This is a genomic window from Sphingomonas sp. SAFR-052 (assembly GCF_051965015.1).
Classification (GTDB): Bacteria; Pseudomonadota; Alphaproteobacteria; order Sphingomonadales; family Sphingomonadaceae; genus Sphingomonas.
Genome location: NZ_JBQCMO010000004.1, coordinates 390,692 through 413,373 on the forward strand (window position 1 = coordinate 390,692; position 22,682 = coordinate 413,373).

General features: G+C 68.2%; 17 protein-coding genes. 6 read left to right on the plus strand and 11 right to left on the minus strand.

Translation table 11 applies throughout. The features are described from left to right. Window positions 1–11: 11 nt before the first annotated feature. From ACTHQV_RS09625 to cobA, 6 genes are all read left to right on the plus strand, one after another. Window positions 12–368 (plus strand): hypothetical protein, encoded by a 357-nt coding sequence (locus ACTHQV_RS09625; protein WP_440489885.1) that lies wholly within the window; start codon window positions 12–14, stop codon window positions 366–368. 313 nt (window positions 369–681) lie between these two features. After that, complete coding sequence (locus ACTHQV_RS09630; protein ID WP_440489886.1) at window positions 682–1,923, plus strand: nitrate/nitrite transporter; 1,242 nt, start codon at window positions 682–684, stop codon at window positions 1,921–1,923. A 29-nt stretch (window positions 1,924–1,952) separates the two neighbouring features. After that, on the plus strand, window positions 1,953–4,433 hold the full coding sequence (gene nirB, locus ACTHQV_RS09635; protein ID WP_440489888.1) for a nitrite reductase large subunit NirB: 2,481 nt from the start codon (window positions 1,953–1,955) through the stop codon (window positions 4,431–4,433). Then, window positions 4,430–4,768, plus strand: a complete 339-nt coding sequence (gene nirD / locus ACTHQV_RS09640; RefSeq protein ID WP_440489890.1) for a nitrite reductase small subunit NirD — start codon at window positions 4,430–4,432, stop codon at window positions 4,766–4,768. Before nirB ends, nirD begins: the two co-directional genes overlap by 4 nt. A 109-nt stretch (window positions 4,769–4,877) precedes the next feature. Further along, window positions 4,878–7,466 carry a molybdopterin-dependent oxidoreductase gene (locus ACTHQV_RS09645; protein ID WP_440489892.1) on the plus strand — a complete coding sequence of 863 codons (2,589 nt, stop codon included), beginning with the start codon at window positions 4,878–4,880 and terminating at the stop codon, window positions 7,464–7,466. After that, the gene (cobA, locus tag ACTHQV_RS09650; protein ID WP_440489893.1) at window positions 7,456–8,235 is read left to right on the plus strand and encodes a uroporphyrinogen-III C-methyltransferase; all 780 of its coding nucleotides are present in this window, start codon (window positions 7,456–7,458) and stop codon (window positions 8,233–8,235) included. Before ACTHQV_RS09645 ends, cobA begins: the two co-directional genes overlap by 11 nt. Here the strand turns inward: cobA and ACTHQV_RS09655 are convergent. From ACTHQV_RS09655 to ACTHQV_RS09705, 11 genes are all read right to left on the minus strand, one after another. Continuing rightward, on the minus strand, window positions 8,214–8,888 hold the full coding sequence (locus ACTHQV_RS09655) for a response regulator transcription factor (protein WP_440489895.1): 675 nt from the start codon (window positions 8,886–8,888) through the stop codon (window positions 8,214–8,216). The two genes, cobA and ACTHQV_RS09655, sit on opposite strands and share 22 nt — an antisense overlap. Next, window positions 8,888–11,554 carry a DUF4118 domain-containing protein gene (locus tag ACTHQV_RS09660; RefSeq protein WP_440489896.1) on the minus strand — a complete coding sequence of 889 codons (2,667 nt, stop codon included), beginning with the start codon at window positions 11,552–11,554 and terminating at the stop codon, window positions 8,888–8,890. Before ACTHQV_RS09660 ends, ACTHQV_RS09655 begins: the two co-directional genes overlap by 1 nt. Beyond that, on the minus strand, window positions 11,554–12,126 hold the full coding sequence (gene kdpC, locus ACTHQV_RS09665; RefSeq protein ID WP_440489898.1) for a potassium-transporting ATPase subunit KdpC: 573 nt from the start codon (window positions 12,124–12,126) through the stop codon (window positions 11,554–11,556). Before kdpC ends, ACTHQV_RS09660 begins: the two co-directional genes overlap by 1 nt. Before the next feature lie 13 nt (window positions 12,127–12,139). Beyond that, window positions 12,140–14,170, minus strand: a complete 2,031-nt coding sequence (kdpB, locus tag ACTHQV_RS09670; RefSeq protein ID WP_440489900.1) for a potassium-transporting ATPase subunit KdpB — start codon at window positions 14,168–14,170, stop codon at window positions 12,140–12,142. Between the two features lie 11 nt (window positions 14,171–14,181). Then, a complete protein-coding gene (gene kdpA / locus ACTHQV_RS09675) occupies window positions 14,182–15,885 on the minus strand; it encodes a potassium-transporting ATPase subunit KdpA (protein WP_440489902.1) in 1,704 nt (567 codons plus the stop codon). Window positions 15,886–15,898: 13 nt separating this feature from the next. Then, a complete protein-coding gene (kdpF, locus tag ACTHQV_RS09680; protein ID WP_440489903.1) occupies window positions 15,899–15,988 on the minus strand; it encodes a K(+)-transporting ATPase subunit F in 90 nt (29 codons plus the stop codon). A gap of 108 nt (window positions 15,989–16,096) precedes the next feature. Further along, window positions 16,097–16,951, minus strand: coding sequence for a TorF family putative porin (locus ACTHQV_RS09685; RefSeq protein WP_440489905.1), 855 nt, complete (start codon window positions 16,949–16,951; stop codon window positions 16,097–16,099). A 303-nt stretch (window positions 16,952–17,254) separates the two neighbouring features. After that, window positions 17,255–18,157, minus strand: a complete 903-nt coding sequence (locus ACTHQV_RS09690; RefSeq protein WP_440489907.1) for an SDR family NAD(P)-dependent oxidoreductase — start codon at window positions 18,155–18,157, stop codon at window positions 17,255–17,257. 20 nt (window positions 18,158–18,177) lie between these two features. Then, window positions 18,178–19,746 (minus strand): AMP-binding protein, encoded by a 1,569-nt coding sequence (locus ACTHQV_RS09695; protein WP_440489908.1) that lies wholly within the window; start codon window positions 19,744–19,746, stop codon window positions 18,178–18,180. Then, the gene (locus ACTHQV_RS09700; RefSeq protein WP_440489910.1) at window positions 19,743–21,374 is read right to left on the minus strand and encodes a carboxylesterase/lipase family protein; all 1,632 of its coding nucleotides are present in this window, start codon (window positions 21,372–21,374) and stop codon (window positions 19,743–19,745) included. Before ACTHQV_RS09700 ends, ACTHQV_RS09695 begins: the two co-directional genes overlap by 4 nt. Then, window positions 21,371–22,681, minus strand: coding sequence for a spinster family MFS transporter (locus ACTHQV_RS09705; RefSeq protein ID WP_440489912.1), 1,311 nt, complete (start codon window positions 22,679–22,681; stop codon window positions 21,371–21,373). Before ACTHQV_RS09705 ends, ACTHQV_RS09700 begins: the two co-directional genes overlap by 4 nt. Window position 22,682: the final 1 nt, after the last annotated feature.

A 22,682-nucleotide genomic window follows, 5' to 3' on the forward strand; every position in this document is an offset into this window, starting at 1 on the left:
GGAGGATGGCCGTGAAGATATCGACGGGCATGATTGTAGCAGTTATGTTCGCGACGCAGATTACGGAACCGAGCGTGAGCACCCTCCGGAGTATGCCCGAAAATCATATCGGGATGGCGGTCCGTGCCTGTGGCGAAAAGCTAAGTACATACAACGGAAGAATACTTCTCTTCGACAAAAATCCTTATGGCGAAGTTGCGGTAATCATATCGCCTGATGTCGATCCGGACATCATCGCCGGCCGTATTTGCGTCACCGGTAATTTTCGGCGCGTTGACGGCAAAAGCTACGAAGAAGCTACCCGCAACGGTGTCAGAGTCGTGGCCGACGCTGTTGCTGACGACGCCTACTGGATTACATCACGTTGATGTACCTTGATGCACAGTGGGGGGTAGCCTGTCGAACACCCGGCGGGGCGATCGAACGGTTCTCCGGCCACTCCATTCGTCGCAAAATGTGCTGCACTGCGAAACCATCTTGCACGGCGGCTGCGAATCAGTCATCTTCCCTGTGTCCGGCAATGGCGTCGGGCACGAGATAAGCGCGATGCGGTTCCAACGGCGGGACCGATAGCGTCGGGCGATCGATGATCGCCACACGGCAACGAAGCCGCCCCGATGCGCCCGAACAGGGCCGCGTCGGGGCGGCTTTTTCTTTGTCCATCGCATTCGGGGAACTGCCATGGCTACCGCCTATTGGAAAGACGATACCGCCGCCGCCAAACCGGACAGCTTCTGGTCGAGCGGCCATACGCCGACGCTGATCGCGGCATTCCTGTATTTCGACCTCGCCTTCATGGTGTGGGTGCTGCTCGGGCCGCTCGCGCCCGATATCGCCGCGACGCTGAGCCTGACGCCGGCGCAAAAGGGACTGATGGTCGCGGTGCCGACGCTGGCAGGCGCGCTGCTGCGCGTGGTCAACGGCCTGCTGGTCGACCGCATCGGACCGAAGCGGGCCGGCGCGATCAGTCAGATCATCGTCATCGCCGGGCTGTTCTGCGCATGGGCGCTGGGGGTGAACAGCTTTGCCGGCACGCTGGCGCTGGGCGTCATCCTGGGGTTCGCCGGAGCCAGCTTCGCGATCGCATTGCCGCTTGCCAGCCGCTGGTATCCGCCCGAGCATCAGGGCAAGGCGATGGGCCTTGCCGGCATGGGCAATTCAGGCACGGTGCTGGCCGCGCTGTTCGCGCCGACGCTGGCGAAGCTGTTCGGCTGGAACGCGGTGCTGGGCCTCGCTTGCATCCCGCTGACGCTGGTCTTCCTCGCCTATATGGTGATGGCCAAGGACGCGCCGAACGCACCGCCGGCGCGCAAGCTGACCGAATATTTCAGCCCGCTCAAGCAGGGCGACGCGTGGTGGCTGATGGGCTTCTATGCCGTCACCTTCGGCGGGTTCGTGGGGTTGGCCGCGTCGCTGCCGATCTACTTCACCGACCGGTTCGGGCTGACGACCATCACCGCCGGTTACTGCACCGCCGCCTGCGTGTTCGCCGGGTCGCTGGTGCGGCCGATGGGCGGGGCGCTCGCCGACAAGATCGGCGGCGTGAAGGCGCTGTCGGCGGTGTTCGTGGTCGCCGCGGCAGCCCTTGCCGGCGTCGGACAGGCGAACAGCGTCGAGGCGGCGCTGACCCTGTTCGTCCTCGCCATGCTGGCGCTCGGCACCGGCAACGGCGCAGTGTTCCAGCTGGTGCCGCAGCGTTTCTCGGCGGAAATCGGGGTGATGACCGGGCTGGTCGGCATGGCCGGCGGCATCGGCGGCTTCTACCTCGCCTCCTCGCTCGGCCTCGCCAAGCAGCTGACCGGCAGCTTCCAGAGCGGGTTCCTGATCTTCGCCAGCCTCGCGCTGATCGCCTTCGCCGCGCTGACCGTCGTCAAGGGCCGCTGGCGCCGCGAATGGACCGCCGCCGACGGCGTCCGGATCTGAACCCCATCCCCCTGTCACGGACCCTAGCCATGAAACACGAACCTCTCACCCCCGGCGTCGACACCCGCGACCATCTGGTCGTGATCGGCAACGGCATGGCCGGGTGCCGCGCGGTCGAGGAACTGCTGGCGCGCGATCCCCATCGGTACCGGGTCACCATCTTCGGCGCCGAACCGCATGTGAACTATAACCGGATCATGCTGTCGCCGGTACTTGCCGGAGAGAAGACGTTCGAACAGATCGTCATCAACGACGCCGACTGGTACGCGCAGAACGCGATCGAGCTGGTGTCCGGCGATCCGGTCGTCGCCATCGACCGCGCGGCCAGGACTGTCACCGCGCGGTCGGGCTGGGTCACCGGCTATGACCGGCTGCTGATCGCAACCGGGTCCGATCCGTTCATCATCCCGGTGCCGGGCAAGGACCTGCCGGGCGTGATCGGGTTCCGCGACATGAAGGATGTCGACCATATGCTCGCCGCCGCCGAGCGCGGTGGCGATGCGGTGGTGATCGGTGGCGGCCTGCTGGGGCTGGAGGCGGCGCATGGCCTGTCGCTGCGCGGCATGAAGGTCACCGTGCTGCACATCATGCCGACGCTGATGGAGCGGCAGTTGGACGAAGCGGCGGGCTGGCTGCTCAAGTCGGCACTCGAAGCGCGCGGACAGACGATCCTGACCGGCGCCGATACCGCCGAGATCGTCGGCAGCGAGCATGTCGAGGGCGTGCGGCTGAAGGACGGGACGCTGATCCCCGCGTCGCTGGTGGTGATGGCGGTCGGCATCCGCCCGTCGGTGGCACTGGCGCGCGACGCCGGCCTTGCGGTCGGGCGCGGCATCCAGGTCGACGATCATATGGTCACCAGCGATCCCGCCATCCTCGCGGTCGGCGAATGCGTCGAGCATGACGGCAATGTCTATGGCCTCGTAGCACCGCTCTGGGACATGTGCCGTGCGCTGGCCGATGGGCTGACCGACGCACACACCGGCTATCGCGGATCGGTCACCTCGACCAAATTGAAGGTCGCCGGGCTCGACGTCTTTTCGGCCGGCGATTTCTCCGGCGGCGACGGCGCGGAGGACATCGTTCTGCGCGACGCCAGCCGCGGCATCTACAAGCGCGTCGTGGTCAAGGACGACCGCATCGTCGGCGCGGTGCTGTACGGCGATACCGCCGACGGCAACTGGTATTTCGACCTGCTCAAGAAGGGCGAAAGCGTCGCCGACATTCGCGACCTGCTGATCTTCGGACAGGCCTTCGCTTCGGGAGGGGCCCAGGCGGACCCTAAGTCCGCCGTTGCGGCGCTCTCCGACGATGCGGAGATTTGCGGCTGCAACGGCGTGACCAAGGGCAAGGTGTTGGCGTGCATCGACGGCGGGGCGCACAGCCTCGATGCGGTCCGGTCGGGCTGCAAGGCGTCGGCGAGTTGCGGGTCATGCACCGGCATCGTCGAGACGCTGCTCGCGCTGCGGCTGGGCGGCGAGGTCGAGGCCGGGCCTAAGACGATGTGCAAGTGCACCAGCTTCGGCCACGACGATGTCCGCCGCGAGATCGTGGCCCAGGACATGCGCTCGATCCCCGAGGTCATGCAGAAGCTGCACTGGTCGACGCCCGATGGCTGTTCGTCGTGCCGCCCCGCGCTCAACTATTATCTGCTCTGCGCGCTGCCCGGCGTGTACACGGACGACCAGCAGAGCCGCTTCGTCAACGAACGCCTCCACGCCAACATCCAGAAGGACGGCACCTATTCGGTCGTGCCGCGCATGTGGGGCGGCCTGACCAACCCCCGCGAGCTGCGTGCGATCGCCGATGTCGTCGAGAAGTACGACGCGCCGATGGTGAAGGTCACCGGCGGCCAGCGGCTCGACATCTTCGGCATCAAGCGCGAGGATTTGCCCGCCGTCTGGGCCGATCTGAACGCCGCCGGCATGGTCAGCGGCCACGCCTATGGCAAGTCGCTCCGCACGGTGAAAACCTGTGTCGGGTCCGAATGGTGCCGCTTCGGCACGCAGGATTCAACCGGGTTGGGGGTCAAGGTCGAACGCATGACCTGGGGATCGTGGATGCCCCACAAGTTCAAGATTGCGGTCAGCGGCTGCCCCCGCAATTGCGCCGAGGCGACCATCAAGGACTTCGGCGTGGTCTGCGTCGACAGCGGATACGAACTGTCGGTCGGCGGCAATGGCGGTATCAAGGTCCGCGCCACCGATTTCCTCTGCAAGGTCGCGACCGAGGAAGAGGCGATGCACTACTGCGCCGCCTTCATCCAGTTGTACCGCGAGGAAGCGCGCTATCTCGAGCGGACCGCGCCATGGATCGAACGCGTCGGCGTCGACTATGTCCGGTCGCGGATCGTCGACGATGCGGCGGGCCGCGACGCGCTGGCCGAACGCTTCCTGTTCTCGCAGCAATTCATGCAGGACGATCCCTGGGCAGCACGGGTCGCGGGGGCCGACCGTGAACAGCACGCGCCGATGGCGACTTTCACCCCGAAGCAGGAGGTGCTGGCATGACCGGCGAATGGCTCGACATCGGCTGGGTCGATGAAATCCCGTTGCGCGGCAGCCGCACGGTACAGGTCACCGGCGGCGACGACATCGCCGTGTTCCGCACCGGCGAGGGTGCGGTGTTCGCGCTGGCCGATCGCTGCCCGCACAAGGGCGGGCGATTGAGCCAGGGCATCGTCCATGGCCGCGCGGTCGCCTGCCCGCTGCACAACTGGCGCATCGCGCTCGCGACCGGCGAGGCGATGGGCGAAGACAAGGGCTGCACCCCGACGGTGCCGGTCAAGATCGACGCCGGCCGCGTCCTGATCTGCCGCGCCGGCGCGCTGAAGGTGGCGGCATGAATCTCCCTCTCCCCCTTGGGGGAGAGGGTCGGGGAGAGGGGGAGTCGCTTAATCGCGGTCGTCTCGTACTCCCCCTCTCCCAACCCTCTCCCCCAGGGGGGAGAGGGCTATGAGTGTTAAAACCACCTGCGCTTATTGCGGGGTCGGGTGCGGCATCGTCGCCACCCCGACCGGCCCGCGCACCGCGACCATCGCCGGCGACCCCGACCACCCCGCCAACAACGGCCGCCTCTGCTCGAAAGGCACCCATCTCGGCGAAACGATCGGCCTCGACGGCCGCCTGCTCCACCCCATGATCGGCCGCAAGCAGGCGACGTGGGACAAGGCACTCGACCTCGTCGCCAAACGCTTCCGCGACACCATCGCCCAGCACGGCCCCGACAGCGTCGCCTTCTACGTCTCCGGCCAGTTGCTGACCGAGGACTATTATGTCGCCAACAAGCTGATGAAGGGGTTCATCGGATCGGCGAACATCGACACCAATTCGCGCCTGTGCATGTCGAGCGCGGTCGCGGGGCATCTGCGCGCGTTCGGTGAGGATGTCGTGCCCGCCAATTACAGCGACCTCGACGCCGCCGACCTGATCGTGCTGGTCGGGTCGAACACCGCATGGTGCCATCCGATCGTCTACCAGCGCATCCGGGCCCGCTGCGACGCCGGGGCGAAGCTGGTCGTGATCGATCCACGCCGCACCGAGACCGCCGACGAAGCCGACCTGCATCTGCCCGTAAAGCCCGGTACCGACGTCGCGCTGATGAACGGGTTGCTGGCGTGGTGCCGCGACGCCGGTGCGCTGGACCAGGCCTATCTGGACGCGCATGTCGCGGCGCCCGAAGGCTTTTGGGACCATCTGGCCGAGGGCTATGACCTGTGGTCGGTTGCCAAGACCTGCGACCTGCCCGTTGCCGATCTGCGCCGCTTCTACGAACTGTTCGCCACAACGCCCCGCACCGTCACCATGTTCAGCCAGGGCATCAACCAGTCGCTGACCGGCACCGATCAGGTCAATGCGATCGTCAACGTCCACCTCGCCACCGGTCGCATCGGCAAGCCTGGCGCCGCGCCCTTCTCGATCACCGGCCAGCCCAATGCGATGGGCGGGCGCGAGGTCGGCGGCCTTGCCACCACGCTCGCCGCGCATATGGGGTTCGCGCCCGACGACGTGGCACGGGTTGGCCGTTTCTGGGCCGCACCGACCATGGCGTCCGCACCGGGGCTGAAGGCGGTCGACCTGTTTCGCGCCGTCGGCGAAGGCCGGGTCAAGGCGGTGTGGATCATGGCGACCAACCCCGCCGTGTCGATGCCCGATGCCGACCGCGTCCGCGCCGCGCTGGCCGATTGTCCGTTCGTCGTCGTGTCCGACGTGATCGCCGACACCGACACGTCGGCTTACGCGCATGTCCGCCTGCCCGCCGCCGCATGGGGGGAAAAGGACGGCACGGTGACTAATTCGGAACGCGTCATCAGCCGCCAGCGCGCCTTCATGGCCCTGCCCGGCGAAGCCAAACCCGACTGGTGGATTATCGCCCAAGTCGCGCAGCGCATGGGCTGGCGCAGCGCCTTCGCCTATGACCGGCCGGCCGATATCTGGCGCGAGCATTGCCGGCTGTCGACCTATCAGAATGACGGCGCGCGGCGCTTCGCGCTGCCGGGGCACGCCGCGCGTGGCAACGCCGAATATGATGCGATGCAGCCGTTCCGCTGGGACGAGACGCCGTTCGCCGATGACCGTTTCTCGACTCCCGATGGCCGCGCGCGCATGGTGTCGGTTACGCAAAAGCCGGTCGCGGGCACGCTCGACGCCTGGCCGATGACGCTCAACACCGGGCGCTATCGCGATCAGTGGCACACCATGACCCGCACCGGCCTGAGCCCCAAATTGGCCCGCCACCGCGAGGAACCGCTGGTCGAGGTCCATCCCGACGACGCCGCCCGTCTGGGCATAACCGATAGCGGCCTTGCCCGCGTCGCGACGCCGCAGGGTGACAGCCTGTACCGGGCGCGGGTCACGCCGACCCAGCGGCCGGGCGAATTGTTCGTGCCGATCCACTGGACCGACCGCAATGCGACCGGTGGCCGCTCGGGCCGCCTGCCCCGCCCGCTGACCGACCCGATATCGGGCCAGCCGGGCTTCAAGGCGACCCCGGCGCGGATTGCAGCGGTGGCGAGCGACTGGCGCGGCTTCCTGATCGTGCGCGACGAAACCCCTCGTCCTAACTGCCTGTGGGCGACGCGCGTGGCGGTGCCGTGCGGCACCGTCTGGGATCTGGCGGGTAACGGCGATGCGGCGAAGCTCGACGCGCTCCTGCCACGCGGCGAGCGGATCGAGGCCATCGACGCCGCGCGCGGCACCCGCCGCATCGCGATCCTCCGTGAAGGGAGACTGGCCGCCGCGCTGTTCGTCACCCGCGACGGATCGCTGCCACCGCGCGACTGGCTGGTCGCGCAATTGGCCGAGGCGAGCGCGGCGCCGACCCTGCTCGCCGGTCGCGCGCCGGGGGTGCAGGTCGATCGCGGCCCGATCGTCTGCGCCTGTTTCGATATCGGCCTCAACACCATCCTGAGCACCATCGCCGACCAACGGCTGACCGACGTCGCTGCGATCGGCAAGGCGATCGGCGCCGGCACCAATTGCGGGTCGTGCCGCCCGGCGCTTGCCAAACTCCTCGCCACGAAAGGAACGACCCATGCCGCATGATTTCACGCCCGGCATGGTCTGGCTGGTCGGGGCCGGTCCCGGCGATCCCGACCTGCTGACCCGCAAGGCCGAACGGCTGATCGCCGCCGCCGACATCGTCTTCTACGACGCGCTGGTCGGCCCCGGCGTGCTCGACCTGATCAGCCCCCAGACCGAACGGATATCGGTCGGCAAGCGATCGGGCCGGCATTCGAAGGAGCAGCGATCGATCAACGATCTGCTCGCCGACGCCGCGCTGGCCGGCAAGCGTGTGGTCCGCTTGAAGGGCGGCGACGCATCGATCTTCGGCCGGTCGACCGAAGAGATCGAGCATCTGGCGGCACACGGCGTCGTCACCCGCATCTGTCCCGGCATCACCGCCGCCAGCGCAGCGGCGGCATCGGGCGGCGTTTCGCTGACGCTGCGCGGCCTCGCCCGCAAGCTGACCTTCGTCACCGCCCATGCGCGCGCGGGCGAAGCGCTCGACCTCGACTGGCACACCCTCGCCGCGCCCGACGCGACGCTGGCCGTCTATATGGGCCGTGCCGCCGCGCAGGAGGTCGCGCGCGAACTGATCGCCGCCGGCCGCGCCGCCGACACGCCGGTGATGGTCGCGGTCAACGTGTCGCTGCCGAGCGAGCGGATCATCCGTGGTCGCCTGTCGGCACTCGCCTTTCTGGTCGAGGCGATCAGCGACAGCGATCCCGCGCTGCTGCTAATCGGCGAAGCGGTGGCGGCCCCGATGCCCGTCGCCGCCCGTGTCGATCGCTATGCGCCGAGCAGCCTGTAACCCACCCCCAGTTCGTTGGCGATCACGCTGCCGATCGGGCCGGGCGCCTCGAGCTTCTGGCGCAGGTTGCGGATCAGGATGCGCAGATATTCGATGCGCGGATCCTCGTCGCCCGACCAGGCGGCGGCGATCATCTGCTTGTGCAGCACCACCCGCCCCTGCTGCCGCGCGAGTACGGCCAGTACCTCATATTCCTTGCGGGTCAGGTGCACCTCCGCGTCGCCGCGCCGCACGCTTCGCCGGTCGAGATCGATGGTCAGGTCGCCGCGCGTCACGACGCTTTGCACCGCGTCCGCATCGCGGCGATGGCGCAGCGCCACCCGCAGCCGGGCGAGCAGTTCCTCGCTGTCGAACGGTTTCGTGACATAATCGTCGGCACCCAGATCGAGCGCCGCGACCTTTTCATCGGTCGCATCGCGCGCCGATACGACCAGGATCACCCGCCCGGCCGCGAGCAACGGGATCAGCGCAAGGCCGTCGCGGTCGGGCAGGCCCAGGTCGAGCAGCACCGCATCGGGATGCTCCGCCCCCGCCTGTGCCAGCGCCTCGCGCCCGTTCGCCGCCTCGACCACCGCATAGTCGGCGCGGACCAGTGTGTTGCGCAGCAGGCGGCGGATGGCGGCATCGTCGTCGACGACCAGTATCTTCGGCATCACATCAGGCTTTCGGGCGACGGGTCGCGCACGACCAGCGCGGGGGGAAAGGTCAGGGTGAACATCGCACCGTTGCCATCGGGGCGGTTGGCGGCGGTCACCGCCATGCCCATCGCCTCGGCAAAGGCCTTCACGATCGCGAGGCCGAGGCCGGTTCCGCCCGCGACCCGGTCCGATCCCGCCAGCCGGCGAAAGGTTTCGAACACCTCCGCCTCGCGCCCCGGGGGCAGGCCGGTACCGTGATCGATCACCGACAGGCGGATCTCGCCATAATGGTTGCGCCCGGTCACCACCACCGCGCTGCCCGCTGCGCCATAGCGGCCGGCATTGTCGAGCAGGTTGAGCAGGCAGTGATGCAGCAACTGCGGATCGGCGCGCACCAGCGGCAGGTCGGGCGGCACGTCCAGTTGCACCGCATGCCCCTCCAGCGCGCGGCGCGCATCCTGCGCCGCACCGGCGACCGCATCGCTCAGGTCGATCGGCTCGATCGCGAGTTTCAGCGCCCCCGCCTCCACCCGCGCCATGTCGAGCAGGTTGGCGACGAAGCGGTTCAGTCGCGCCGCCTCCCCCTCAATCGTCGCGATCAGGTCGGGGGTGGCGCCATGGTGCAGTTGCGCGGCGGCGGCGATGACCGCGGTCAACGGCGTGCGCAGGTCGTGGCTGACCGACGAGAGCAATGCGCTGCGCAGCCGGTCGCGCGTGCGCACCGCATCGATGTCGCGCATCTCCGCCTGCAGCCGCAGGCGTTCGAGCACCAGCGCCGCCTGATCGATCAGGCTGCTGAGCAACGGCAACTGATCGGCCCGCACCGGATTGCCCGGCCGTTCGCTGGCGACGCCCAGGACGGCCAGCACCCGATCGCCGGTGCGCAGCGGCTGGAACAGCCATTCGGACGCGGTCAGCGTGCCCGACCCCTTGCCCGCCGCCGCACCGGTATCCGCCGCCCAGCGTGCGGCGGCGAGGTCCATCGTCTCCAGCCGGTAATCGGGATCGCTGGCCGACAGGATCGCCATCTGCGTCCCCGCGCCCGGCGCCAGTAGTACGACGTCGACGTCGAGCAACCGGCGGACATCGTCGCAGATCATCTGCGCCGCGACATTCGGATCGGTCACCCCCGCGATCTGGCGCAGGAAGCCCGCGAGCGTCGCGTTGGTCCGCGCGCTGTGCGCGGCGAGATCGGCCTGCGCCCGAACCCGCGCGGTCAACTGGCTGGTGGCGACCGCGATGCCCAGCAGGACGACGATCGACACCAGGTTTTCGGGGTCGCTGACGGTCAGCGTGCCGGTCGGCGGCAGGAAGAAGAAGTTGTAGGCGAGGCTCGACGCGATCCCGGCATAGAGCCCGGTGCGCAGTCCGAACAGGCTGGCCGCAGCCATCACCGGCAACAGGTAGAGCAGCGCGACATTGCCGAGGTTCAGTATCTGGAACAGCGCGGTCGCAAGCGCGGTCACCGCCGCGACCAGCGCCGTCGTCATCGCATAGCCGACCGGCGATCCCCACGACCCGGCCGGGCGCCCGCCGCGCCGCTCGCCCTGCGGCGCGGACGGCATCGGCAGGACGTGGACGGTGACGTCGGGGGTGTCGCGCACCAACCGGTCGACGATCGATCCGTGCCACAGTTCGAACCAGCGCGATCGGCGCGACTTGCCGACCACCAGCTGCGTCGCGCGGGCATCGGCCAGGAACGAGCGGATGCCCTCGACCACGTTGCGCGCGGGCACGGTCGCGACCATGCCGCCCAGCTGCGTCGCCAGCGTCATCGCCGCCGCCACCCGCCCATGCTGGGCATCGCCGAACGTCGCGGCCCGCGGGGTTTCGACGAACAGCGCGGTCCAGGGCGCGCGCAGCCCGTCGGCGACACGCTTGGCGGCACGGACCAGCGCGTCGCAGCCGGGCAGTTCGTTGATCGCGACGACGATCCGGTCGCTGCCCGCCCAGGTACCGCCCAGCCCCAGCGCGCGGACATCCTCCAGCATCCGCGCATCGACCGCCTGCGCCGCACGGCGAAGTGCCAGTTCGCGCAACGCCGACAGGTTGGATCGGGAAAAGAAATGGTCGAGCGCGCGCGTCGCTTCGTCGGGCAGATAGACCTTGCCCGCCTTCAGCCGCTCGATCAGTTCGTCGGGCGGAATGTCGACGACTTCGATCTCGGCCGCTTCGAGGATGCTGTCGGGCACCGTCTCGCGCACGCGGACGCGGGTGAAGCTGGCGACGACGTCGTTCAGGCTTTCGACGTGCTGAATATTGACCGTCGAGTAGACGTCGATCCCGGCGCCCAGCAGTTCCTCGACATCCTGATAGCGTTTGGGATGGCGGCTGCCGGGGGCGTTGGTATGGGCGAGTTCGTCGACCAGCACCAGTCGCGGCGCGCGCGCCAGCACCGCGTCGAGGTCCATTTCGTGCAGCGTGCGCCCTTCATAGGCGACGGTACGGCGCGGCACGATCTCGTGCCCGCGCGTCAGCGCCTCGGTCTCGGCGCGGCCATGCGTCTCGACCACACCGACGACGGTGTCGACGCCGTCGCGCCGCCGCGCCAGTCCCTCGGACAGCATCTCGAACGTCTTGCCGACGCCGGGCGCGGCGCCGAGGAATATCTTCAGCCGGCCGCGCCCTTCCTGCGCGGCGGCGCGCAGCAGGGCGTCGGGATCGGGTCGCGCCGCCGCCATCAGCGCGGCAGGGCGTCCAGCGCGCGGTTGAGCGCCAGCACGTTGACGTGCGGGTCGCCGAACGGCGAGGTTTCGGTCTCGGCCGCGACCAGCGTGCGCAGCCGCGCTTCGGGCAGGTTCCGCACGCGGGCGATCCGCGCCACCTGCGCCAGCGCGGCGGCCGGCGACAGATCGGGGTCGAGGCCCGATCCGCTGGCGGTGACCAGATCGGCGGGGACCGCCCCGGCAAGGCCGTCCGAATGCCGTACGGCGACATCGTCCTTCACCCGGTCGATCAGCGCCTGCGACGTCGGGCCGAGGTTCGATCCCGACGAAGCGAGGCCGTCATAGCCCTTGCCCGCCGCCGACGGGCGCGTCTGGAAATAACGCGCGCTGGTGAACGCCTGTCCGACGACGGTCGAACCGATCACGCGGCCGCCGCCATCGCGGATCAGGCTACCATTGGCCTGGGCCGGGAACAGCGCCTGCCCGATGCCGGTGACCGCCAGCGGATAGGCGAGGCCGAGCAGCAGTGCGAACAGGATGGTCAGCACCAATGCCGGGCGCAGCGCGGAGGTCAGGTCATTGCCCATGGTCGAACTTCCTTTAGGCGAGGTTGAGGCCGGCGACCAACAGGTCGATCGCCTTGATGCCGATGAACGGCGCGATCAGGCCGCCAAGGCCATAGATGCCGAGGTTGCGCGCCAGCAGCTGGCCGGCGGGCATCGGCCGATACGCCACGCCCTTCAGCGCCAGCGGCACCAGCAGCGGGATGATGAGCGCGTTGAAGATGATCGCCGACAGGATCGCGCTTTCGGGCGTCGCCAGCCCCATGACGTTCAGCACGCCCAGCCCCGGATAGAGCGCTACGAACATCGCCGGGATGATCGCGAAATATTTGGCGACGTCGTTGGCCACCGAAAAGGTCGTTAGGCTGCCCCGCGTCATCAGCAATTGCTTGCCTAGACCCACTACCTCGATCAGCTTGGTCGGATCGCTGTCGAGATCGACCATGTTGCCCGCCTCGCGCGCGGCCTGCGTGCCGGTATTCATCGCGACGCCGACATCGGCCTGGGCCAGCGCGGGCGCATCGTTGGTGCCGTCGCCGCACATCGCGACCAGCTTGCCGCCCGCCTGTTCCTTGCGGATCAGCGCCAACTTGTCCTCGGGCGTGGCCTGCGCCAGGAAATCGTCGACCCCGGCTTCGGCGGCGATCGCGGCGGCGGTCAGCGGGTTGTCGCCGGTAATCATCACCGTGCGGATACCCATTGCCCGCAATTCGCCGAACCGCTCGCGTATCCCGGCCTTCACCACGTCCTTCAGGAAGATCGCGCCGAGCAGCCGCCCGTCCTTCGCCACCGCTAGCGGGGTGCCGCCGGCGCGGGCGATCTCGTCGGTGATGCGGCGCAGTTCGGTTGCCGCCGCGGTCTCGCCCGATCCGGCATTGGCGCGCAGGATCGAATCGACCGCGCCCTTCTGGATCAGCGTCGCACCGAAGCGGATGCCCGATACGCGCGTCTGGGCGGTGAACGGGATCACCTCCGCCCCCGGCGGCAGGGTCTGGGTCAGGCCGTGCCGATCGCGGGCCAGCACCACGATCGAACGTCCCTCGGGCGTTTCGTCGGCCAGGCTAACGAGCAGCGCGGCTTCGGCCAGTTCGGCGGCGCTCGCCCCGCCGACGCTGCGAAACTCGCTCGCCTGCCGGTCGCCGATGGTGATCGTACCGGTCTTGTCGAGCAGCAGCACGTCGACATCGCCCGCCGCCTCCACCGCGCGGCCCGATTTGGCGAGGACGTTGAACCGCATCAGCCGGTCCATGCCGGCGATGCCGATCGCCGACAGCAGCGCCGCGATCGTCGTCGGGATCAGTGTGATGAGCAGCGCCGCGAGGATCGCCACCGGAATGCCGCCGCCCGCATAGGCGGCGAACCCCGGAATGGTGGCGACCGCGATCAGGAAGATGACGGTCAGACCGACCAGCAGGATGGTCAGCGCGACCTCGTTCGGCGTCTTCTGCCGCTCGGCCCCTTCGACCAGCGCGATCATCCGGTCGAGGAACCCCTGCCCCGGATCGGCGGTCACCCGCACGCGGATTTGGTCGGAAATGACGCGGGTGCCGGCGGTCACCGCCGACCGGTCGCCGCCGGCCTCGCGGATCACCGGCGCGCTTTCGCCGGTGATCGCGGCTTCGTTGACCGATGCGACGCCGGCGATCACCTCGCCATCGGCCGGGATCAGGTCACCGGTCTCGACCAGCACCAGATCGCCCGCGCGCAATTCGCTGGCGGCGACCTGTTGCGTGCGGCCACCCTCGGTCATGCGCTTGGCGGTCAGTTCCGCCTTGGTCGCGCGCAGCGATGCCGCCTGCGCCTTGCCCCGCCCCTCCGCCAGCGCTTCGGCAAAGGTGCCGAACAGCACCGTCAGCCACAGCCACAGGGCCAGTTGCGCCTTGAACGCGATGCCGATCGGGTCCTGTCCGACGATCAGCAGGATCGTCAGCAGCGCGGCGACCACCGCGGTCACGAACATCACCGGATTGCGGACCAGCGCGCGCGGGTCGAGCTTTACGAACGATTCGCGGATCGCCGGTACGATCAGCTCGGCGGTGAACAGGCTGTTATTGTGGGTCTTTGCCATGATGGCCCCCGTCAGAAGGTCTGGCCGCGGATCATCGCGAGATGATCGGCGATGGGACCGAGCGCGAGGCTCGGCAGGAAGGTGAGGCCGCCCAGGATCAGGATGATCCCGACCAGCAGGCCGATCCACAGCGCGCCGGTCGTCGGGAACGACCCGGCACTGGCGGGCACGACCTTCTTGGCGGCGAGCGAGCCGGCGATCGCCAGCATCGGCACGATCACGAAGAACCGACCCAGCCACATCGCGACCCCCAGCAGCCCGTTATAATAGGGGGTGTTGGCGGTAAGCCCGGCAAAGGCCGACCCGTTGTTCCCGACCGCGCTGGTGAAGGCATAGAGGATTTCGGAAAAGCCGTGCGGCCCCTTGTTCAACGGCCCGGCCAGCCCCGGTTCGAGGACCGCCGACAGCGCGGTCATGCCGAGGATCGCGAGCGGCAGCACCGCGATGGCGAGCACCGCCAGCTTGACCTCGCGCGCCTCGATCTTCTTGCCGACATATTCGGGGGTGCGGCCGACCATCAGCCCAGCGACGAATACGGCAAGGATCGCGAACAGCAGGAAACCATAGATACCCGCGCCCACGCCGCCGATCACGACCTCGCCCAATTGCATGTTGAACAGCGGGATCATGCCGCCCAGCGGCGTGAAGCTATCATGCATCGCATTGACCGCGCCGCATGATGCGGCCGTGGTCACGACCGAGAACAGCGCGGAAGCGGCGATGCCGAAGCGGACCTCCTTGCCCTCCATGTTGCCGCCGGCGACGCCCAGGCTGTGGAGCAGCGGATTGCCCGCGGCTTCCTGTGCATAGGTCACGGCCACGCCGCCCACGAACAGCAGCAGCATGGCGGCGAGGATCGCCCAGCCCTGTCGCGGGTTGCCGACCGCCTTGCCGAAGGTCCATGTCAGGCCGAAGCCGATGACGAAGATCGACAGCATCTGCACGAAGTTCGTCAGCGCGGTCGGGTTTTCGAACGGGTGTGCCGAATTGGCGTTGTAGAAGCCGCCGCCATTGGTGCCCAGCATCTTGATCGCTTCCTGGCTGGCGACCGGTCCCAGCAGGATCGACTGGCGTGCGCCCTCCAGCGTCGAGACGTCGACGACGCCGGCCATGGTCTGCGGCACGCCGCTCGCGATCAAGAACACGGCATAGACGATCGATACCGGCAGCAGCAGGTACAGCGTGACGCGCGTGACATCGGCCCAGAAATTGCCGATCGCCTTCGCCTCGCGCCGCGCGAACCCGCGGAACAGGGCGAAGGCGAGCGCGATGCCGGTCGCGGCCGACAGGAAATTGTGGATGGTCAGCCCCAGCATCTGGCTGAGGTTCGACATGGTCGATTCCCCGCCATAGCTCTGCCAGTTGGTGTTGGTGGTGAAACTGATCGCGGTATCGAACGCCAGATGCGGCGCAAGTCCCGGCAAACCCTGCGGATTGCCCGGCAGCATGCCTTGCAGGCGCAGCACCGCATAGGTCAGCGCCAGCAGCGCCACGTTGAACATCAGCATCTGCAACGCATAGCGCCGCCACCCCTGCTCAACCGCCGGATCGATCCCGGCGAGGCGATAGAAACCGCGTTCGACGGGGCCGAGCACGCCGTGCAGCGGCGTCCGCCGTCCTTCATACAGCGCGAACAGCCACAGGCCGACGGGTTTGGTCAGCGCGATCAGCACGCCGACGAACAGGAGGATCAGCATCCAGCCCTGTACGGTCATGACGACACCCCCTTCAGAAACGTTCGGGGCGGATCAGCACCGCCACCAGATAGACAAGCAGCCCGAGCGCGGCGATCGCGGCGAGCACGAGGTCGATGGTCATCGTGCGCCCCCTCTCACGCCGCGTCGCACAGGCGAGCATAGGCGAGCGTCAGCGCGACCAGCCCGAGCAGGACGGTAATCCACAACAGGTCTTCCATCGGAACTTCCTTCAGAATGCGGCGGTCAGCGAGACCAGAACCGTGCCGCCGGCGATGTTGCCGGTGCCGTCCTGCCCCTTGCTGAAGGACGGCCGCAGATAGGCGGCGTCGCGATCGGAAATGTCGGTGTCGACATAGGCGATGCCGAGCGTCAGGCCGTGCCACGTCGCATCCGCGCCCAGCGACCAGTCCCAATAGCTGCCGGTGGGAGCGACCGCGGTGGCGTTCGGGCCGAGCCCGTCCTGTCCCCGGCTGTGCCCGATATGGGCCTTGGCGGTCAGCGGCGTGCCGGCGATGGCCAGCGCCCCGTCACCCCAGAGATACAGATTGTCGCCCTTCGCCCCCGGCCCGGTATAGACGCCGGCGGCGGCATCGGCACCGGTGCGGTACCAGCGGCCGAGCGCCTGCTGCCGCGGCGCATAGGCGACGCCGGCGGTCAGGCTGGCCGAACCGGCGGTGCCCGACAGCTTGGCATAGGGTTCGGCGAAATCGGTCCGGTCGGCGCCGCCCGGATACATGTACCAGGTCAGCCCGACATCGAGCGTGCCGCCGGCGACCGGCGTGCGATAGCCGCCGATCAGATCGAGTTCGAGGTTTGCGCCGCCGAACGTTCCCCATCCGGCCAGGTTCGATCCCCAGAAGCCGGCATAGATGCCGCTGTCCTGCGCCACCGTCACGCCGCCCTGCACCGCGACGTTGCCGTCCGATTGCGATACGCCGCGAAACCGGTAATCGGACACGACCGCTGCCGATCCGCCGACCGTCACCGCCGGCGCGGGGTCGTTCCCGCTCGTACCGTCCTGCGCGTGCGCGGTCACCGGCAATGCCGACAGCATCCCGGCAACCGCCGGACCCAACCACTTCATCCCAAGTCCCCTTGTCGGACAGGCGACCGCCGAGCGTCGGGGTGCCTTTCAGGGACGTGCGATTAGGCGCGGATGGCGTAGCGATTCGAGAGCGGTTTCGGGGTTTCGCATAGTGCTGGCATAGAGTTGGACATTCCTCCATGCCCGGCGGCGGCTATTCGGGTTCGCGCCGCAGCATCGTGGCTTCCCGAGCATCCCCTGCATCACCCTGCGGAAGATTCCGGTCGTCAGGCTTGCGGCTCTGCCGTCGCACCGATGATCCGCGCGCTAACCGGCCATGCCTTCACCTCGATGCAGCCCAGATCAGGCAGCCGACTTCGCTGCTTCGTCCCGCCGCGCCGCATGCTGCGCGCTCGTTACCTCCCGCTCCGCCTGGAAGAACCCGTATTCGGGCACCACGTCGCCACGCCGGTCGCAAACATCATCCCATCGCTCGATCAACCGCTCGGCCGCATCCGTCCCGTCGCCGATATAGGTGCCCTCGGTCAGCGTCACGTTCGCGACGGCGAAATGCCCGCCCCCGGCGCACAGGATCGCGCGGGTCGGTGCCGCATCGCCGGTCAGCGCCAGCAACCCGTTGCTGACCAGTGCCGGGTCGAGCCGCGACAGGCTGTCGTCGGGGAGCACGCCGTGGGTCATCTGCGTCGCGGCGGTCGGGGCCAGCGCATTGACGCGGATGCCGTATTTCGCGCCCTCGATCGCCAACGTCTGCATCAGCCCGACCAGCGCCATCTTCGCCGCGCCGTAATTGGCCTGCCCGAAATTGCCGTACAGACCCGACGAGGACGTCGTCATCACGATCCGACCATGGCGCTGTTCGCGCATCGGTTCCCAAACCGCATGCGAACAGATCGCCGCCCCCATCAGATGCACGTCGACCACGGTCCGGAAATCCGCCATCGTCATCTTGGCAAAGCTCTTGTCGCGCAGGATGCCGGCATTGTTGATGAGAATGTCGACCCGTCCCCATTCCGACAGCACCGCCGCCACGCCCGCACCGATCGCCCCCTCGTCGGTCACCGATCCGGGCAGCGTCATCGCCACGCCGCCAGCGTCGCGAATTTCCTGCGCAACCGCCTCCGCCTGCGCCGCCGAAACGTCATTGACGACGACCCGCGCGCCATGGCTCGCAAGGAACAGTGCGTGGGTCCGCCCCAATCCCCCGCCGGCCCCGGTAACGATCGCGACCCGATCCTGTAGCTGCATGCGTTCTTCCTTCCTGAAACTCATTGTCCATGCTCGGCGCGCAGCCGCAGCTTGTCGATCTTGCCCGTCGCGGCGAGCGGCATGGCGGGCAGGCGCACGACCGCATCGGGAATCCACCACGGCGCCACCCGCCCACAGAGCGCCGCCAGCAGCGCTTCGTCGCGGATATCCTCGCCATCGCGCAGTTCGACGACCAGGATCGGCCGTTCGCCCCATTTGACGTCGCTGCGCCCGATCACCGCTGCCATCGATACCTGCGGCAGTGCGCCGACCACCCCTTCGATCTCCGCCGGGTTGATCCATTCGCCGCCCGACTTGATGAGGTCCTTGGCGCGGCCGGTAATCGACAGGCTGCCATCACGGCCGATCCGCGCCAGATCGCCGGTCGCGAACCATCCCGCCGTATCGGTCGCCGGCTCCGTCTGTCCGAAATAGCGTTCGACCACCGCCGCGCCGCGCACCCGCAAATGCCCCTCGACCTCGTGCTGTTCGGGAAGCGGGGTGCCATCGGCGTCGGTCAGCAGCAGGTCGATGCCGATCGCCGGGCGTCCCGAAGACGACGCCGGCTGATCGCGCAGGCCCGGCGGGGCAAACGTCCCGGCGGGCGACAGCTCGGTCATGCCCCAGCTAGTCTGCACCGTCACGCCGAGCCGCCGTTCGAGGCGCTCCATCAATGCCGGCGGCATCGGCGCCCCGCCGACGATGATCCGCTGCAGGCTCGGCACCTCGCCGCCGGTCTGATCGAGATATTCGACCAGCCCCAGCCACACCGTCGGCACGCCGACCGCGATCGTTACCCCTTCGTCCGCGATCAACCGGGCAAGGCTCGCGCCGTCGGTGCTGCGTCCGGGCAGCACCAGCGTCGCCCCGGCCGCCGGCACCGCGAACGGCAGCCCCCACGCATTGGCATGGAACATCGGCACCGCCGCCAGCACCCGGTCGCTGGCCGTGATCGCCATCACATCCGCCTGCAAACTGCGCAACGTGTGGAGGAAACAGGCGCGATGGGTATAGGTCACCCCCTTGGGCCGTCCGGTCGTGCCGGAGGTGAAGCACAGCCCCGACGGCGTGCGTTCGTCGAACCCGCCCCATGCCGCAAAGGCGCCCGGTTCGACCAGCGTATCGAGCGCTTCGACCCCCGCCGCCCCGTCGATCGCCAGCAGCAACGGCGGCTGATCGAGCAGCACCAGCACGTCCTGCGCCAACGGCACCAGATCGGCACTCGCCACCACGATCCGCGCCCGCGACTGCGCCAGCATGTCGGCCAGTTGCGCGGCCGTCAGTCGCGGGTTGAGCGTATGGCACGCCGCGCCAATTCCCATGATCGCATACCAGGTTTCGACATGCGCCTGGCTGTTCCATGCCAGCGTTGCGACATGATCGCCGACGCCGATACCCTGCGCGACCAACGCCGCAGATATCGCCCGCGCCCGCGCCTCCAGTTCGGCATAGCCGATCCGCTGCGTCGTGCCGTCGGGCATGGCGGTCACCACCCCCACCATCGGGTGCCATTTGCCGGCATGAGTCAGGAACCGGTCGAGCGTCAGCGCGAAATCCTGCATCGCGCCGGGGATCACGTCGTTGCTCATTGGCACCCTCCCCGCTTGGCGAGCACCGGCGAAGCGACGCCGACATTCCAGTTCCATGGCTCATCGCCTGCCGCGCGACGACGACAGGTCGCGGCCTCGTGCAGCGCATACATGTTGGGCAGCAAATAGGTGCCGGGCCGCGGCGTGCCGGCAAAGGCCATGTAATGCGCGTCCTCGCCATATGCCGGCCATGCTGGTGCGCCCTTCGCACGCGGCACCCCGGTCTTGGCGAACGACGCCCAATATCCGATCATCGCCTCCGACAGCGCCCGTTCGCGCTGGCTGTCGGGGACGGTCGGCCAGGCCGGCGGCATGTCGCGCGCGGTGCCGAAGACATAGGGAATTTCGGCGGCGTGGAAGGCGTGCAAGCCCTTGTCGTCCGCCGCTGGATAACCATGGTCGAAATAATAGAGATAGGCATTCTGCCCAACCGCCGTCTGGCGCAGCGCCAAACGGGTCGATGTCCAGCCATACATTGCGTCGCGCGTGGTCGCGAGCATCGATTCCGCCATCATCTCCGCGGGATAAAGTTTCAGGAAGGTCGGGGCGAGGTCGCCATAACGCGCGCTGATCGTCGCGACATAGCTTTGCGCGTCGGCGGGCGCCGGCGGCAACAGGAAGCGCAGCGAGCGGATCTCGCCGGCATTGAACCCGGTCAGGATCGGCACCCGCGCCTGTTCGCCGCGATCGAAGGTGTCGACCAGTTGCCGCCGCAACCACACCCCGTCGACGCTACCCCACGGGATATAGCCCGATGCCGCCGCCTTCTGCACCAGCGTCGCCGCCGGCATCGCCCGTAGTGCCGCCACGTCGCCGGCACCGACCGCCGCCGCGACCCGCACGCCCTCCGCTTCGGCCGACGGCGTGCCATGGGCGGTCGTGCGCAGTTCGGGGGTGGAGATCATATAGGCGCTCTGCGCAATCGCCTTGTGGAACAGGCCGCGGGCTTGCGGCGACGCCATCAGATACACGGTGCTGAGCGCCCCCGCCGATTCACCCGCCAGCGTCACATTGCCCGGATCGCCGCCGAAGCCGGCAATGTTGCGCTGGACCCAGCGCAGCGCCGCGACCTGATCCATCAGCCCGTAATTGCCGGAGACGCGCTGGTCGTTCTCGGCACTCAATGCCGGATGCGCGAGGTAACCAAGCACGCCGAGGCGATAGTTGATCGACACGACCACCATCCCCTGTTCGGCCAGCCGCCGCCCGTCGAACATCGATTCATGGCCGTACCCGGCGATCAGCGATCCGCCATGCACCCACACGAACACCGGATAGCTACCCGGCTTGCGCGGCCGCCAGACGTTGAGTGCAAGACAATCCTCGCTCATCCGGCGCGGCGGATCGGCATAGATGCTGCCCGCGCGCGGCGCCGGCTGGACACAGGCATCGGCGAACTCGGTCGCCTTGCGGGTATCGGTCCAGTCGGCGGCCGGGACCGGCGGTTTCCAGCGCAGATCGCCGACCGGCGCCTGGGCAAAGGGAATGCCCCGAAACACATCGGTCTTGCCCAGCCGGACACCCTCGACCTTGCCGACCGGCAGCGTCGCTACCGGGCCAGGGGCAGCATGTGCCGCGCCCGCCGAGAGCACCGCCAGTGCCGCGCTGAACGCCAAAGCGCGATTCATTGCCTTTCTCCCGCTTCCTTGGCGATCGCACGGGCGAGCGCCAGGAACAGCAGCACCGCGACCACATAGAAGGGCAGCAGCGTGTAGAACGCCATTTGCAGCGGCCGGGTATGGCCGGCGCTCGCGAACCAGTCGCTCGCCGCGCCCAGATAGGTCGGACCCAGGCCCAGCCCGATCAGGTTCATGACCAGCAGCAGCAACGCGCCAGCCATCACCCGTTGTGCGGGCGGCACCGCCTCCTGCACCAGCGCGACGGCGGGCGAGAGGTAGAAGTAATTCAGCCCCATCGGCAGCACCAGCAACACCATCGCCAATTGCCAGCCCGGCGCGGCGATGAACCCGGCGAAGAACGGCGCGGCTGCGATCAGGGCGAAGGCGGGGATATAGGCATAGGCGCGCCGGTCGCGCGGTACGAAGCGATCGACCATCCGCCCGGCAATGAAGATGCCGCCGCCCATCGAAACCAGCACCAGCAGCGCATACCAGATCGCGACCTGGTTCAGCGTCATCCCCTTTTCCTCCATCAGGAACAGGGTGGTGAAATTGGCGGCGGCATAGGTGATGAACTGGTTCGCACCGGTCGCCAGCGCGGTCAGCAACAGGACCCGACGCGTGAAGAACATGCGGAAGGTCGGCCAGAACGGCGCGCGCTCGACGGGTGCTGCGACCGCACCGGGGTCGGCGACATCCAGACCGCCGCGCTTGGGCTCACGCACCGTCACGAACACGATGACCGCGGTCGCGACACCGACTAGCCCAAGCGCCATGAACGCGTCGCGCCAGCTATAGGCAGCGGCGATCGACGCGCCGAACGCCACGCCCAGCGCGTTGCCGATCGGTGGCCCCAGATTGTAAAGGCCGAGCGCGGTACCGCGTGTGCCGGGACGGAAGTAATCGGAGATGATCGCATAGGATGGCGGCACGCCGCCCGCCTCCCCGACCCCGACCATCATCCGCGCGCCGGCCAACTGCCCGTAATTGCCGGCAAGCCCGCAGGCGGCGGTCGCCGCGCTCCACAATCCACAGGCAAAGGCGACGACCCGCACCCGGTTGCTGCGATCGGCGAACCACGCGACCGGCACCGACAACACACAGTAGAACAGCGCGAAATACAGGCCGCTGATTAGCCCGATCTGGCCATGAGTCAGGCCCAGTTCGTCGCGGATCGGCTTGGCGAGGATCGCCAGCAGCTGCCGGTCGAGGAAGTTCAGGACATAGACGAAGCAGAGGATGGCGAGGACGAACCACGCACGGCGGCTCGCGGATGGATGGGCGGCGCCGACGCCGACCGGGGCGATCGTCGCCACG